13 protein-coding genes are annotated in these 14,583 nt (G+C 72.9%); 4 read left to right on the forward strand and 9 right to left on the reverse strand.

The window, feature by feature from the left end; all coding sequences use genetic code 11:
- The first annotated feature begins 71 nt into the window (after positions 1–71).
- Positions 72–872 (forward strand): TetR/AcrR family transcriptional regulator, encoded by an 801-nt coding sequence (locus GU5_RS15610; protein ID WP_010525917.1) that lies wholly within the window; start codon positions 72–74, stop codon positions 870–872.
- A gap of 248 nt (positions 873–1,120) precedes the next feature.
- Positions 1,121–1,885 (forward strand): 23S ribosomal RNA methyltransferase Erm, encoded by a 765-nt coding sequence (erm, locus tag GU5_RS0112540; RefSeq protein ID WP_010525918.1) that lies wholly within the window; start codon positions 1,121–1,123, stop codon positions 1,883–1,885.
- Positions 1,886–1,994: 109 nt separating this feature from the next.
- On the opposite strand, the gene GU5_RS0112545 is transcribed toward erm, so the two are convergent.
- The 9 genes from GU5_RS0112545 to GU5_RS0112585 all read right to left on the reverse strand — a co-directional run bounded on the left by GU5_RS0112545 (position 1,995) and on the right by GU5_RS0112585 (position 12,821).
- Positions 1,995–3,164, reverse strand: a complete 1,170-nt coding sequence (locus GU5_RS0112545; RefSeq protein ID WP_010525919.1) for a pyridoxal phosphate-dependent aminotransferase — start codon at positions 3,162–3,164, stop codon at positions 1,995–1,997.
- A 62-nt stretch (positions 3,165–3,226) separates the two neighbouring features.
- Positions 3,227–4,594, reverse strand: a complete 1,368-nt coding sequence (rlmN, locus tag GU5_RS0112550) for a 23S rRNA (adenine(2503)-C(2))-methyltransferase RlmN (RefSeq protein WP_010525920.1) — start codon at positions 4,592–4,594, stop codon at positions 3,227–3,229.
- Positions 4,595–4,664: 70 nt separating this feature from the next.
- Complete coding sequence (locus tag GU5_RS0112555; RefSeq protein ID WP_010525921.1) at positions 4,665–5,738, reverse strand: siderophore-interacting protein; 1,074 nt, start codon at positions 5,736–5,738, stop codon at positions 4,665–4,667.
- A gap of 224 nt (positions 5,739–5,962) precedes the next feature.
- On the reverse strand, positions 5,963–7,003 hold the full coding sequence (locus GU5_RS0112560; protein ID WP_010525922.1) for an iron-siderophore ABC transporter substrate-binding protein: 1,041 nt from the start codon (positions 7,001–7,003) through the stop codon (positions 5,963–5,965).
- 73 nt (positions 7,004–7,076) lie between these two features.
- Positions 7,077–7,922: an ABC transporter ATP-binding protein gene (locus tag GU5_RS0112565; RefSeq protein ID WP_010525923.1), complete on the reverse strand. Its 846-nt coding sequence runs from the start codon at positions 7,920–7,922 to the stop codon at positions 7,077–7,079.
- Entirely contained in the window at positions 7,922–9,055 is a 1,134-nt protein-coding gene (locus GU5_RS0112570; RefSeq protein ID WP_139084452.1) for an iron chelate uptake ABC transporter family permease subunit, read from the reverse strand. Before GU5_RS0112570 ends, GU5_RS0112565 begins: the two co-directional genes overlap by 1 nt.
- Before the next feature lie 2 nt (positions 9,056–9,057).
- On the reverse strand, positions 9,058–10,140 hold the full coding sequence (locus GU5_RS0112575) for an iron ABC transporter permease (protein WP_010525925.1): 1,083 nt from the start codon (positions 10,138–10,140) through the stop codon (positions 9,058–9,060).
- A gap of 145 nt (positions 10,141–10,285) precedes the next feature.
- A complete protein-coding gene (locus GU5_RS15615) occupies positions 10,286–12,523 on the reverse strand; it encodes a heavy metal translocating P-type ATPase (protein WP_050806688.1) in 2,238 nt (745 codons plus the stop codon).
- Between the two features lie 76 nt (positions 12,524–12,599).
- Positions 12,600–12,821 carry a heavy-metal-associated domain-containing protein gene (locus GU5_RS0112585; protein WP_010525927.1) on the reverse strand — a complete coding sequence of 74 codons (222 nt, stop codon included), beginning with the start codon at positions 12,819–12,821 and terminating at the stop codon, positions 12,600–12,602.
- A 154-nt stretch (positions 12,822–12,975) separates the two neighbouring features.
- Between GU5_RS0112585 and GU5_RS15620 the strand changes: the two genes are divergently transcribed.
- Together GU5_RS15620 and GU5_RS15625 are read left to right on the forward strand one after the other, a co-directional pair.
- Positions 12,976–13,374, forward strand: coding sequence for a metal-sensing transcriptional repressor (locus tag GU5_RS15620; protein WP_010525928.1), 399 nt, complete (start codon positions 12,976–12,978; stop codon positions 13,372–13,374).
- A gap of 121 nt (positions 13,375–13,495) precedes the next feature.
- Positions 13,496–14,458 (forward strand): DMT family transporter, encoded by a 963-nt coding sequence (locus GU5_RS15625; protein WP_010525929.1) that lies wholly within the window; start codon positions 13,496–13,498, stop codon positions 14,456–14,458.
- The last annotated feature ends 125 nt before the right edge of the window (positions 14,459–14,583 follow it).

A 14,583-nucleotide genomic window follows, 5' to 3' on the forward strand; every position in this document is an offset into this window, starting at 1 on the left:
GAGTATGACACACACTGTTTATCTAGTACACACACCCATCGAGGAGATGTCGACAGTGGGAGGATGGAAGCATGGCAGAGAGCACAGAGACCGGACTGCCGCGCGCCGTCGCCATCGCCTGGGGCATGCAGGAGGTGCCGCAGCGCGGACCGAGCCGCGGGCTGAGCCACGAGCGCATCGTCGCCGCCGCCGTCGAGATCGCCGACGCCGACGGCCTGCCGGCGGTCACCATGCAGGCGGTGGCGAAGTCTCTGGGCTTCACGACCATGTCCCTCTACCGCTACGTCTCGTCCAAGGATGAACTTCTGCGGCTCATGCAGGACGCCGCGCTCACCGTGCCGGAGACGGTCCGCCTGGACGAGGACTGGCGGGCCGCCCTGCACCAGTGGGCCGGACTGATCCGCGACGCTTACCGGGCCCACCCCTGGGCCCTGTCGATCCCCCGCGACCAGACGTCGGTGCTGATGCCGAACACGATGCGCACCGTCGACGTCGCGCTGGCAGCGATGCGCGACCTGGCGCTCGACGACGCGGAGAAGCTGGGGACCATCATGGTCATCTCTCAGCACGCAGCCGGCATGGTGGAGCTGGAGCTGTCGCTGAACGACGCCGGCACCCTGGCGATCACCGCTGAGGGAGCGGAGATGCTGGGCGAGGTCGTCACCGCCGAACGGCACCCCCACCTGCGGGCTCTGATGGCCCGCGGTCACTACGTCCCGCTCGGAGGTCCCTCCCGCGATGCCGACGGAGGGGCCGACGACGCCGGCGCGGACGGCGCGGTCCCCCCGCCGGCCGAGGACGTCGACGAGGAGTACACCTTCGGACTGGATCTGCTGCTCGACGGGCTCGCGGCCCGTGCCGAGAACCGCTGAGGACGGGACCCTCCGGCCCCGACCGCGATACACTCAGCTCCATGGGTATCCAGCACGCCATTCTGACCATCGCCGTGGCCCGTCCCCGCACGGGCCGTGCGGCGATGCGCAGCTGACCGTCTCCGGTCCCCCGACGCGACCGCTCGGAGGCGCGTCGCCCTTCCTGCGCCCGCCGCATTCCAGCTGACTGTCGAGCTGGGCGGCACCTCGTGCTGCCCGGGCGGTTCCACCCTCCCGGAGGTCTTCCCTTGCACACCTATGCCCATGGCCAGCATGAGCACGGCCAGAACTTCCTCGCCGACCCTCGGACGATCCGTTCAGTGGTCGACCTGGTCTCCCGCACCGACGGCCCGACCCTGGAGATCGGTGCCGGCGACGGCGCCCTCACCCTGCCGATGCAGCGACTCGGCCGGCCGCTCACCGCCGTCGAGATCCACGCACCGACCGCCCGCAGGCTCCGCGCCCGGGCCGGACGCGGCGCCCACGTGGTCGAGGACGACGCGCTGCGCCGGCGCCTGCCGGCCGACCCGCACGTCATCGTCGGCAATCTCCCCTTCCACCTGACCACGGCGATCCTGCGCCGCCTGCTCCACGATGCCGTCTGGAGCGAGGCGGTGCTGATCACCCAGTGGGAGGTCGCGCGCCGTCGCGCCGGCGTCGGCGGGTCCTCGCTGATGACCGCTCAGTGGGCCCCGTTCTACGCCTTCGACCTCGCCGGGCGCGTTCCCGCCGCGGCCTACCGGCCCCGGCCGAGCGTCGACGGCGGGATCCTCACCGTCCGGCGACGCGGCACGCCCCTGGTGGACTGGCGCGAGCGGAAGGCCTACCAGTCCTTCGCGCACGGGGTGTTCACCGGCTCCGGCCGCGGCGTCGGCCAGATCCTGCAGCATCGGCTGGGGCGGTCACGCCGTGCGGTCGGCCCGCTGCTGGGCGCGGCCGGCGTGCGGCGGGACGCGCTGCCGACGCGCCTGACCCCTCAGCAGTGGGCCGACCTCTGGCGCGCGGTGCGCTGAGGATCGCCTGCTCGTCGATCGGGGATTCCCTGGGGGTGCTGCGCCGTCATCGCGCCGCACACCCCGAGGGATTCCCCGATCGGCGACGGTGCGAGCCGCGAGAGGTCTCTCAGCCCCTCCGGAAGGCCGCGATGCGGTCCAGACCCTGCGCCACCGTCTGTGGACCCGGCGCCAGCGAGAGTCGTACCCATTCGTGGCCGCCGACCGGATCGAAGTCGGTGCCGGGCACGACGGCGACGCCGGCCTGCTCGAGCAGCGCGCGGCAGTACGCGGGAGAGTCGCCGAAGGCCTCGAGCTGCTCGCCGAGATGCGCGTAGACGTAGAAGGCGCCGTCGGCCGGGGCGACCCCGCCCCAGCCCAGCTCGTCCGTCCGGTCGAGCACCCGCCGGCGCGCGGCGGCGTACTGTTCGACCTGGGCGGCGGCGAACGCCATCGACTCCGCCCCGAAGGCCTCGACGGCGGCCAGCTGGGATCCGTGCGGCGGGCACAGCGTGACGTTGCCGGCCAGCCGCGAGACGGGGTCGACCAGGTGCTCGGGCAGCACCGTCCAGCCCAGCCGCCAGCCGGGCATGCCCCAGTACTTGGAGAACGAGGAGACCACGACGGCCTCGTCGGTGACCTCCAGGGCGCTGACCGCCTGCTCGCCGAAGCTGATGCCGTGGTAGATCTCGTCGCTGACCAGCTGCACCTCATGCTCCCGGCACCATCCCGCGAGGTCCTCGAGCTCCTCGCGCGGGATCATGGTGCCGGTGGGGTTCGCCGGCGAGGCGAGGATGAGTCCGGCCAGCGGCGCCTCGGCGTGGGCGGCGTCGAGCTGCGCGACGGTCGGCTGGAAGCGCTCCGCCGGCCCGCAGTCCAGGTCCACGACGTCGACGCCGAGGCTGGTGAGGATGTTCCGGTAGGCCGGATAGCCCGGCCGGGCCAGCGCGACCCGGTCGCCGACGTCGAAGGCGGCCAGGAAACTCAGCAGGAAGGCCCCCGAGGAACCGGTGGTCACCGCGACACGCTCGACGTCGACGGCGGCTGCGTACCAGTCGGTGCAGTGCGCGGCGATCGCCTCGCGCAGCGGCCGCACGCCCAGTGCGGCGGAGTAGTTCAGCACCGTCTGCTCAGCATGGACGGCCTCGGCGGCGCGATGGACGGCCGGCGGGGCGCCGGAGCCGGGCTCGCCGGCGGTCAGCGAGACGACGTCGCGGCCGGCGGCTCGCATCTCGTCGATGCGCGCCAGCACGGACATCACCTCGAAGCCGGGCACCTGCGAACGCTGGGAGGGTTCCATGCCCGCCAGCCTATCGGCCGCGCCTCACAAGTCGCGGCGACGTCGGCGGGAGGGGCGTGCGCTCAGTCCTCGGCGGCGGCCAGCTGCCCGCAGGCGCCGTCGATCTCCTTGCCGCGGGTGTCGCGCAGCGTGGTGGGCACGCCCAGCTCCTCGAGCCGGTTCACGAAGGCCCGCATGACCTCCGGCTCCGAGGACGTCCAGATCGATCCCGGCGTGGGGTTCAGCGGGATCGGGTTCACGTGGACCCAGCCGCGGCCGCGGGCATTGAGCTTCTCGGCCAGCAGCTCGGCGCGCCAGAGGTGGTCGTTCATGTCCTTGATGAGCGCGTACTCGATGGACACCCGGCGGCCGGTGGTCTCGTAGTAGTACCGTGCGGCGTCGATGGCCTCGTCGGCCTTCCAGCGCGAGTTCACCGGGATCATGTCGTCGCGCAGCTCGTCGTCGGGGGCGTGCAGGCTCAGCGCGAAGGTGATCGGCAGATTCTCGTCGGCGAGCTTCCGGATCGCCGGGACCAGCCCGACGGTGGAGATCGTGATGCCTCGAGCGCTCATCCCCAGGCCCTCGGGCGCCGGGTCGACCATGCGGTGCACGGCGTTCATCACGCGCTTGTAGTTGGCCAGCGGCTCTCCCATGCCCATGAAGACGATGTTCGAGACCCGCTGCGGGCCGGTCGCCGCCGTCGACCCGTCGGAGGACGCGCCCGCCTGGCCCTGCTTGACCGGGCCGATGTCGGAGTCCCCCGCATCCTCGGACGCCGTCTCGTCGGCGAAGGCGGTCTCCTCGCCGAGCCCGGCATGGTCGGCCTCCTCGGCGACCTCGGCCGCCGTCGGCGCGTCCAGCTCCCCGGCGGCGATCACCCGGTTGGCCTGCACGATCTGGTCGACGATCTCGGCGGCGGACATGTTGCGGGTCAGCCCGTTCTGCCCGGTGGCGCAGAAGGGGCAGTTCATCCCGCAGCCGCACTGCGACGAGATGCACAGCGTGATGCGGTTCCTGTAGCGCATCAGCACCGACTCGACCATCGCGCCGTCGAAGAGCCGCCAGAGGAACTTGATCGTCGCGCCGTCGTCGGTGGTCAGCCGGCGGACCTCGGTGAGCAGCGGCGGCAGGAACTCGCTCACCAGCTGCTCGCGGGTCTCGGCGGGCAGATCGGTCATCTGCTCCGGGTCGGCGGTGTAGTGCCGGAAGTAGTGCACCGAGAGCTGCTTGGCGCGGAAGCCCGGCAGTCCCATCTCCTGGGCCTTGGCCACCCGCTCCTCCATGGTGAGGTCGGCCAGGTGCTGCGGCGGCTGCTTGGCCCGCTTGGACTGGGCGAACTGCAGCTTCGGCCGCCCCTCGGCATCGACGGGCTGTTCCCAGCCCTCCGCCTTCGGGCGGACCTGGGGACGCGACGCGTCGGTGCTCTGGCGGGGGTTCTTCGGTGCAGACATCGGCACCAGTCTCCCATGTCCGCGCGGATCGGGCATCCGCCGTGGAACCGGCGCCGACCCCGAGGTCGGCTCAGGCGCTGGCGCGGCCGCGCTTCCAGTAGCCCATGAAGGAGACCTGCTTGCGGCTCATCCCGATGTCTTTGACCAGGTGACGACGCATCGCGGTGATCACCCCGGCCTCGCCGGCCAGCCAGGCGTACTCGCGGAAGCCGTCGGGCTCGGCGACCTCCCAGAGCACCCCGTCGTCGGCGACGGTCGGCAGCTCGCCCGTCTCCGGTGCGCCGACGGCGTCGCGGGCCGGACGGCAGGCCGCGGCGCGCTCGGCGAAGATCTCGGCCCGGCGCCGGCCCCAGTCCCGCACGGCGGCGGCGAGCAGCTCGCCGGGCTCGGCGCCGTCGCGACCGTGCCAGTGCACCTGCACCCCGCAGCGGGCGGCGACCTCCAGCGCGTCGTCGCTGCCGGGCACCTCCAGGTGGGCCTCGCCGCGGATGCCGGCGGGCAGCTGCTCGAGGATCGCGCAGATGGCGGGCACTGCGGTCTCGTCGCCGGCCAGCAGCACGTCCTGAGCCGTGCCGGGGTTCCATTCGATGCCGCCGCCGGACTCCTCGGAGCGGCCGTCGGGGCCGATGACGATCAGCCGGTCGCCGACGGCGGCCGCGCTCGCCCAGGCCGAGGCCGGGCCCTCGGTGCCGTGGCAGACGAAGTCGACGTCGATCTCGCGGTCGTCGGGGCGGATCGCGCGGACGGTGTAGGTGCGGATGGGGTTGCGCTCGACGTCGTCGAGCTCGCGCCAGCGGGTGTACCACTCCATCATCGACGGCGCCGGCTCGGCGAAGAGCCCGACGTCGGGGAAGCTTCCGTCGGCACGCGGCAGGAAGAGCTTGATGCGCTGGTCGAGCCCGCCGGTGCCGAAATGGACCAGCGACTCGTCGGTCAGCGTGACGCGCACGAAGTGCGGACTGAGCGCCTGCACCACCGAGACCGTGGTGTCGAAGGCGGTGTAGGCCGGACGCGAGGCCGGGCGGGCGGCGTCGGCGCGGGTGCGGCGACCGGTGCGGGTCTCGGGCACCGCCTGCAGCCGCCGCTCGGCGTCGGGACGGGCGGACTCCTCGCGGGTCGTCTCCTCGACTGGCTGTGCGCTCATCGGGCCCCTTCCCCGCACAGTGCGGCCGGCCCGACCTGTGCGGCGTGCTCGCCGGAGGCCGCGACGGCGGATCCGCCGCGGCGAGGCGCCCCCGAATCGCAACACCGACCTCATCCGGTCGGGTCAGGGACGCCTCACCAAAATAGCTCGATTTAAGGCATGGCGCAATCATCTAAATCGGCCTGCTCTGACCGCCGCCGGTCGGAGCGGGCCGACCCGCCGGCTCACTCCTCGACGTTCGAGGCGGCGTCGGCCAGTCGATCCGGCAGCTCGTCGAGGACGACCTGGATGCTCTGCGGGCTGCCGGCGCTGAAGGCCTGCACCAGATCCTCGTCCGGATCCAGCATCACCGCGCGGTCATCCTGGACCACGTCCAGCGAGGAGATCAGCTCGTCGTCCTGCAGGTCCTGGAGCGTGTAGCCGATCGGGAAGAGGACGGCGACGTCGGCCTCGAAGACGTCGACGTTCTCCGCTGAGATGTTGGCGAAGAAGCCTTCATCCGGCTCGGTCTCGGCCGCCGGGCCGTACATCCGGAACCCGAGCGCCTCGATCAGGTCCCAGCGCAGGTCGCCGGAGTAGCTGAGCCCGTAGGCCTCGCCGAACTTCGAGCCGGTGACCGCGGTCAGCTCCGCGAACTCCGGGTGCTCCTCGGCGACCGCGGCGATGTCGTCCTCGGTGTCGGAGACGACCTGCTCGCCCTCCTCGGATCTGCCCAGCGCATCGGCGATCAGCTGGACCTGGTTCTGCCAGCCGGGGTTGAAGTTCTCCGCGTCCTCCGGCCCGGAGACCGTCGGGGCGATCTCGGAGAGCCGGTCGTACTCGGCCTCGTCGTAGGAGGAGTTCACGTTCAGGATCAGGTCCGGATCCATCGCCTGGATCTGCTCGTAGTCCAGCTCGTCGTCGGAGCGCGGGATCACGGTGGGCTCGGCGTCGCCGAACTCCTCGGCCGCCCAGGGGCCGACGCCGTGGTTCTCCTCGCCGAAGCTCAGCCAGTCGTGGACCGCGATCGGCTTCACCCCCAGCGACAGGGCGACCTCGGCGTCGGACCAGCCGAGCGCGACGACGTCGAGCTCTCCGTCCTCGGGCTCCGGAACCTCGGTGGTGCCGAACTTGTGCTCGACGCTCGCCAGCGTGCCGCCGGCCGAGCCGCCGTCGGATCCGTCAGGTTCCTCCGCGGAGCCTCCGCAGGCGGTCAGCGCCAGCGAGGCGGCGGCCAGCACGGAGACGACGGCGGACGAGCCGGACAGGTGTCGGGGGATATGCATGGGATTCTCCTCATCGTGGGGTGGCAGGACGGTGCGGTCCCGGGTGCGAGTCATGGATGCCGGTGAGCGCCGGTCAGGGGGCCCGCGGGATGACCAGCGGGCGTCCGGTCTCGGGATCCTCGATCACCCGGGAGGCGAGGCCGAAGACCTCCTCGACCAGCTCGGCGGTGCCGACGGCCTCGGGCGCGCCCTGGGCGACGATCCGCCCCTCGCGCATGGCCACCACGTGGGTGGCGTGGCGCAGCGCCTGATTGAGGTCGTGCAGCACTGCGACCAGGGTCCGGCCCTGGCGCTGCAGCGCGGCGCAGAGCTCGAGGACCTCGATCTGATGCGCGATGTCCAGGTAGGTGGTGGGCTCGTCGAGCAGCAGCAGCGGAGTCTGCTGGGCCAGGGCCATGGCGATCCAGGCGCGCTGCCGCTGACCGCCGGAGAGCTCGTCGACCGGACGGTCGGCCAGCTCGACCATGCCGGTGGCCTCCAGCGCGGCGAGCACGGCCTCCTCGTCGGCGCGGCTCCAGCGGCGCATCAGCCCCTGGTGGGGGTGCCGGCCGCGGGAGACCAGGTCGGCGACGCTGATGCCGTCGGGCGCCGTGGGGCTCTGCGGCAGCAGCCCGATCGTCCGCGCCAGCGCCTTGGCCGGCACCGAGGCGATCGAGGAGCCGTCGAGCAGGACCTCGCCGGACTCGGGACGCAGCAGCCGCGCCAGACTGCGCAGCAGGGTGGACTTCCCGCAGGCGTTGGGGCCGATGATCACGGTGAACGAGCCTTCGGGGACCTGCAGGTCCAGCTCCTCGAGCACGCGGCGCTCGTCATAGCCGGCCGAGAGTCCGGCGGCGACCAGCCGGTGGTCGACGTCGGCGGCGGCCTGCGGCGGGACGGCGCCCTGGCCCTCCGCGATCTCGGTCTGCCGGTCGGTCATCAGCGACTCCTCCCTCGGCCGCCGGATCGGCCCGCGCCGACCAGCAGCCACACCAGATAGACCCCGCCGACGCACAGGGTGATCACGCCCACCGGAAGCTGCACCGGCAGCAGCGCCGAACGCGCGAGCAGGTCGGCGCCGACCAGCAGAGCTGCGCCCATCAGAGCCGCCGGGATCAGCTGCACCGCGGCCGCGCGGGTGAGGCGCAGCGCCAGCTGCGGGGCCACCAGCGCGACGAAGGCGATCGGGCCGGCACCGGCGGTCACCACCGACACCAGCACGATCCCGCAGAGGAACTGGATCAGCCGGACCCGCTCCAGCCGCACGCCGAGGCCCTGGGCGGCGTCGTCGCCCATCTCCATCAGCGTCATGTCGGTGCCGTGGACCAGCATCGTCGGCAGCAGCAGCGCCAGAGCCGCCAGCAGCGGGGCCACGTGCGCCCAGGTGATGTCGTTGACCGAGCCGGTGCCCCATGTCGCCGCCGAGAGCGCGTCCTCGCGGCTCATCAGCGTCAGCAGCCAGGAGTTCACCGAGCCCAGGAAGATGCTCGCACCGATGCCGACCAGGATGATCCGCAGCCCGCTGGCCCCGCGGCGCCAGGCCAGCAGATAGACGGCGACGCCGGTCCCCAGCCCGCCGACGACGGCGCCGGCCGGGGTGCTCCAGGTGCTGCCGACGCCGAGCAGCGAGACCACCAGCGCCCCGGTGTAGGCGCCGGTCGAGAAGCCGATGATGTCCGGGCTGCCCAGCGGGTTGCGGGTCTGCGACTGGAAGACCGCCCCGGCGACGGCGAGCGCGGCGCCGCCCAGCAGGGTGAACACCACCCGCGGCGCCCGCCAGTCGAGGATCACCCGTGCGGTGCCGTCGTCGGCGACGCCGAGCAGCGCGTCGACGGCGTCGGCGGCGGTGAACGCCGAGGAGCCGCTGATCAGGTTCCACCAGCCCAGCGACAGCGCGACGGCGGCCAGCAGCAGCGTGACCACGATCGCTCGGACGTCGAGGCGCAGGCCGAAGCGGCCCAGGCGCAGGGTGCGATCGGGGAGGCGACGCTCAGATCGGGCGGGGGCGCCGGAGCCGCGGGAGCCGTCGTGGCCGCGGGGGCCTCCTGCGCGGCGCGGGGCGGTCTCGAGCATCGTCACAGGCTCCTCACCGTGCGTCGCCGAGTGAGCGCGATGAGCACCGGGGCTCCGAGGGCGGCGGTGACCACGCCGGTGGGCAGCTCGGAGGCGGTGGCGACCCGGCCCAGCAGGTCGGCGCCGAGCATGAGGATCGGGGCGGCGAGCACGCTCATCCGCAGCAGCCAGCGATGGTCGGGCCCGATGAGCATCCGCAGCGCGTGCGGGACGATCAGCCCGATGAAGGACATCGGACCGGCCACCGCGGTCGCCGCGCCGCAGAGCAGCGTGATCGCCAGCAGTCCGACCAGTCGCACCGTGCCCGGCCGCGAGCCCAGGGCGACCGCGGCGTCGTCGCCGAGGGCGAGGGCGTTCAGCGCCCGGGGCAGCGACAGCGCGACCAGCAGGCCGACCAGGATGAAGGGGGCCACTGCGGAGAGGTCGTCGAAGGTCCGGCCCTGCAGCGAGCCGGAGGACCAGAAGCGCACCCGATCGAAGACCTCGGGCATCACCAGGGTGACGCCGTGGCTGACGCCGGAGAGCACCGCGCCGACGGCGACGCCGGTGAGCACGAGACGAGCCGGCCCTCCCCCGCCGCGGCCGGCGGTGCCGGAGCTGCCGACCACGTGGACGAGCACCGCGGTGACCAGCGCCCCGCCCATGGCCAGCCAGACGTGGGCGCCGCCGATGGTCAGCCCCAGCGTCGCCGAGCCGAAGACCACCGCGGTGTAGGCGCCGGCGTTGACCCCGAGCAGGCCAGGGTCGGCCAGCGGGTTGCGGGTCAGCGCCTGCATCAGCGCCCCCGAGATCCCCAGGGCGGCGCCGACGACGACGGCCAGCAGCGTGCGCGGCAGCCGACGCTCCACCAGGATGACCTCGGTGGTGGTCCTGTCCTGGGCGTCGGCGCCGAGCAGCTGCGGGGCCCGGGCCAGCACGTCCACCGTCCGGGCCGCGGAGATGTCGCCGGAGCCCACGAACAGCCCGGCGACGAGCAGGCCCAGCAGGATCAGCACCCCCGCGACCAGCACCACGGCCCGGCGGGCGCCGAGGGCGCGCCGCAGCGGGGCGGTCCGCGCGGGCGCGGCGGGGAGGGGTGCGGTCACGAGGTTCCTCGACGGGTGGGGACGATCTCCCCGGCCATTACGCAAGGGAGCGCTCATCGAATGATGACGACCTCACTAAGGTAAACCTGCCTCACGCAGGCCGCAAACGTCGGCGTCGCCCCGTGACGCCGACGGCCGGGCCGCCTCAGCCCGAGCGGGCCCGGAAGCGGCGCAGCCGCAGGCTGTTGGCCACCACCGACAGCGAGGAGAGCACCATCGCCGCGCCGGCGAGCATCGGATTGAGGAGTCCGAGCGCGGCCAGCGGGATCGCCACCGTGTTGTAGAGGAAGGCCCAGAACAGGTTGGAGCGGATGGTGCTCAGCGTCTGCCGCGACAGCCGCACTGCGTCGGCGACGCTGCGCAGGTCTCCGCGCATCAGGGTGATGTCGGCGGCGTCGATGGCGACGTCGGTGCCGGTGCCCATCGCCATCCCCAGATCGGCCTGGGCCAGGGCGGCGGCGTCGTTGACCCCGTCGCCGACCATCGCCACCGTCCGACCCTGCCGCTGCAGCGCGGCGACGGCGGCGACTTTGTCCTCGGGCAGCGCCTCGGCGACGACGTCGTCGACGCCGACCTCCTCGGCGACCCGCCGGGCCGTGCTGGCGTTGTCCCCTGTGAGCAGCGTCGGGGCGAGCCCGAGCTCGCGCAGCTCGGCGACGGCGGCCGCCGAGCTGTCCTTCACCGCGTCGGCGAGGATCAGCACTCCGGCGAGTGCGCCGTCGACGGCGACCAGCACTGCAGTGCGGCCGCGCGACTCGACGTCGTCGAGCATGGCCTCGACGCCCGTGTCGACGGCGACGCCCCGCTCGGAGAGGAAGGCCCGGCGGCCGACGGCGACCTCCCGGTCCTCGACGATGCCGCTCACCCCGCGCCCCTCATGGTTGCGGAAGTCCCCGGCCCCCGGGAGCGCGCCGATCCGGGTGCCCAGCGTGTCGGCGGCCGCCGCGGTGACCGCCCGGGCGATGGGGTGCTCGGATCCGGACTCCAGCGCCCCGGCCAGACGGAGCAGCTCCCGCTCGCCGAGCTCGGCGTGGGCGGAGTGGACGGCGGTCAGGCCCATCGTGCCGGCGGTGACCGTGCCCGTCTTGTCCAGCACGACGGCGTCGATGCCGCGAGAAGCCTCCAGCACCTCCGGCCCGCGGATGAGGATGCCCAGCTGGGCGCCGCGGCCGGTGCCCACCAGCAGCGCGGTGGGGGTGGCCAGGCCCAGCGCGCAGGGGCAGGCGATGATCAGCACCGCGACGGCGGCGGTGAAGGCCTCCTCCGGAGCCGCGCCGATCAGCAGCCAGGCGCCCAGGGTCAGCACGGCCACGACGAGCACCACCGGCACGAAGACCCCGGCGATGCGGTCGGCGAGTCGCTGCACGTCGGCCTTGCCGGACTGGGCCTGCTCGACGAGCCGGGCCATCTGCGCCAGCTGGGTGTCGGCGCCGACGCGCGTGGCTCGGACGACCAGGCGGCCGGAGGTGTTGACCGTCGCCCCGGAGACCAGGCTGCCGGGCGAGACGTCCACCGGCAGCGACTCACCGGTGAGCATGGACATGTCCACGCCGGAGACCCCCGCGACGACGACGCCGTCGACGGCGATCTTCTCCCCCGGGCGCACGACGAAGCGGTCGCCGACGGCCAGCTGGCCGACGGGGATCCGGACCTCCTCGTCGTCACGCAGCACGGCGACGTCCTTCGCGCCCATCTGCAGCAGGTCGCGCAGCGCCGAGCCGGCGCGGCGCTTGGAGCGCTTCTCGAACCAGCGGCCGAGCAGCAGGAAGGTGGTCACCGCGGAGGCGACCTCGAAGTAGACCGCCGAAGTGGCTTCCGACTCAGCGGGGAAGAACGTGAAGGCGTGCCGCATGGAGGCCTCGCCGGCCGTGCCGAAGACCAGCGCGTAGAGCGACCAGCCGAAGGCCGCCAGCGTGCCCAGCGAGATGAGCGTGTCCATCGTGGCCGCACCGTGCCGGGCGTTGACCGCCGCAGCCCGGTGGAACGGCCAGCCGGCCCAGCCGACGACCGGCAGGCTGAGCACCAGGGAGGCCCAGCCCCAGTGGTCGAACTGCAGCGCCGGCAGCATCGCCCAGGCGACGACCGGCACGGTCAGCACCGCGGCGACGACGAGCCGGCGGCGCAGCACGCGCAGCTCGCGGTCTGTCCGCTGCTCGGCGTCGTCGCCGGCATCGGCCTCCGGCGGGGCCGACGGCTCGGCCTGGTAGCCGGTCTTCTCCACAGTGGCGACGAGGCGCTCGACGAGCGCGTCCCGGCCGTCGACGGCCTCCGCCTCGACGCGGGCCTTCTCCGTGGCGTAGTTGACCGAGGCGGTGACGCCGTCGAGGCGGTTGAGCTTCTTCTCGATGCGGCTCGCGCAGGAGGCGCAGGTCATCCCGCCGATCTCGAGCTCGACGGACTCGACGTCGGCGGGATCACGGGGTCGCGCTCCGCTGACCGAGTCCCCTCAGGATGCGTCGTCATGCCGCGCGGGCCGCCTGGTATCCGGCCTCGTCCACAGCGGCGACGACGGTCTCGTCGGAGACTGCGGCGCCGTCGTCGACGGTGATCCGCAGCGCGCCCTCGGCCGCGCTGACCGACTCGACGGTGACGCCCTCGAGCGCGCCGACCTCCTGACGGACGGCGGACTCGCAGTGGCCGCAGGACATGCCGGTGACGGTGTAGCTCTGGACGGCGGACATGGGAACCTCCTGGTCTCGGGATCGGCGGCGACGGCCGGTTTCAGCAGTCCGCCGCCTCGTCTCGCCGCCAATATACCCCTCAGGGGTACACATGTATACCCCTGTCGGGTATCGTGGACCGCAGACGAGACGAGGGCCGAGACGAGGAGACCCCATGACGACCCCGGAGACCGACCTGGTGCATCCCGCAGACCAGGTCGCCGCACACACCGGACAGCCTGACCAGCAGCACGACGAGCACCCCGGCGAGGGGCACGCCGAGGAGCACGCCGGGCACGGCTACATGTCCGAGAAGGAGAAGTACCTCTCGCGCGTGCGCCGCATCGAGGGGCAGGCGCGCGGCATCCACCGGATGATCGAGGACGACACCTACTGCATCGACATCCTCACCCAGATCAGCGCGATGACCTCCGCACTGGAGAACGTGGGGCTCGCGCTGCTCGACGACCATCTGAAGCACTGCGTGGCCCATGCGGTGCAGAACGGCGGCGACGAGGCCGAGGAGAAGCTGCAGGAGGCCCAGGCGGCGATCCGTCGACTCGTGAAGTCCTGACTCATGCACTCCTGACCCATGAAGTTCTGAGACGGACTGCGCGGCCCGGCCCGCCGAGCGGTCGGCCGCCGCAGACACCCTCCGCCCCCGCGACGGGTCTGGCCGCTCATAGACTGGTGACATGGTCACTCCCCTGCGCGGCACACTGCTGCTCGTCGGCGGCACCGCCGCCCTCGGCGGCACCTCGCTGCTGATCTCCTCGATCGCCGCCGACCCGATCGTGATCGCCGCGCTGCGCTGCCTGTTGGCGGTGCCGATGCTGCTGCCGATGATCATCTGGGAGCTGCGCCGCGTCGACCGCACCGCCTCCCTGCCCCGCCGGACCGTCGTCGGCGCGCTGCTGGCCGGGTTGGCACTGGGCGTGGACTACAGCTTCTGGAACACGTCGATCGGCGCCGTCGGACCGGGCATCGCCACAGTGCTGCTGAACATCCAGCTGGTGATGCTGCCGCTGATCGCCTGGCTCTCCGAGGGCACCCGACCGATGCGCCAGCTGGCGCTGATCATCCCGCTGATGCTGGCCGGCGTCGCGCTGACCGCCGGCGTGGTCGACGTCGATCTCGCGCAGCTGCGCCTCGGCGGGGTGTTCGCCGGGCTGGCCGCCGGCACCGCCTACGCGGTCTATCTGGCCGTGATCCGCCGCACCGCCCCGGCGACGACACGACCGGCCCCGTTCACCGTCCTGGGGCTGGTCTGCCTGGCCGCAGGGCTCGCGGCGACGGCGGCGAGCCTGGTCACCGGCGGCTTCGAGGTCCCCGCCGAGCCGCTGGTCTGGGGCCAGCTGCTCGCCCTCGCGCTGCTCGGCCAGGTGGTGGTCTTCTGGTGCCTCAACGTCGGCATGACCGGGGTGTCGGAGACGACGACGAGCACGCTGCTGCTCCTGCCCGGCGTCTTCGCGCTGCTGCTCAGCGCCGTGGTGCTGCGCGAGACGCCGACGCCGGCCCAGCTGCTCGGGTGTGCGGCGATCATCGGCGGCGCGTGGTGGGCGGCGCAGGCCTCGCACCGGCATGCGCGACGTCGGACGACCTCCTCCGAGCCGAGTGTCACGTCCTCACCGGGTCGTCACGCCCGCACAGAGACGTGACATCCCGGTGAGGACGTGACACATCGCGGCGAGGACCCGACGCCCGCGGCACGCTGCGCACAATGGGCGCCTCGAGCCGTCGGGACGGACATGAGGGCGGCCCAACCCCGAGGGCTCGCCCCGGA

Origin of the sequence: Nesterenkonia sp. F (assembly GCF_000220985.1) — a bacterium.
Taxonomy (GTDB): Bacteria; Actinomycetota; Actinomycetes; order Actinomycetales; family Micrococcaceae; genus Nesterenkonia.

Coding starts and splice junctions, on each gene's coding strand:
- GU5_RS0112560 (WP_010525922.1), bottom strand. CDS start 7,003: ATGCATATCCCCCGACACCTGTCCGGCTCGTCCGCCGTCGTCTCCGTG.
- GU5_RS0112545 (WP_010525919.1), bottom strand. CDS start 3,164: ATGGAACCCTCCCAGCGTTCGCAGGTGCCCGGCTTCGAGGTGATGTCC.
- GU5_RS0112585 (WP_010525927.1), bottom strand. CDS start 12,821: ATGTCCGCCGTCCAGAGCTACACCGTCACCGGCATGTCCTGCGGCCAC.
- GU5_RS0112555 (WP_010525921.1), bottom strand. CDS start 5,738: ATGAGCGCACAGCCAGTCGAGGAGACGACCCGCGAGGAGTCCGCCCGT.
- GU5_RS0112565 (WP_010525923.1), bottom strand. CDS start 7,922: ATGACCGACCGGCAGACCGAGATCGCGGAGGGCCAGGGCGCCGTCCCG.
- rlmN (WP_010525920.1), bottom strand. CDS start 4,594: ATGTCTGCACCGAAGAACCCCCGCCAGAGCACCGACGCGTCGCGTCCC.
- GU5_RS15610 (WP_010525917.1), top strand. CDS start 72: ATGGCAGAGAGCACAGAGACCGGACTGCCGCGCGCCGTCGCCATCGCC.
- GU5_RS15620 (WP_010525928.1), top strand. CDS start 12,976: ATGACGACCCCGGAGACCGACCTGGTGCATCCCGCAGACCAGGTCGCC.
- GU5_RS0112570 (WP_139084452.1), bottom strand. CDS start 9,055: ATGCTCGAGACCGCCCCGCGCCGCGCAGGAGGCCCCCGCGGCCACGAC.
- GU5_RS15625 (WP_010525929.1), top strand. CDS start 13,496: ATGGTCACTCCCCTGCGCGGCACACTGCTGCTCGTCGGCGGCACCGCC.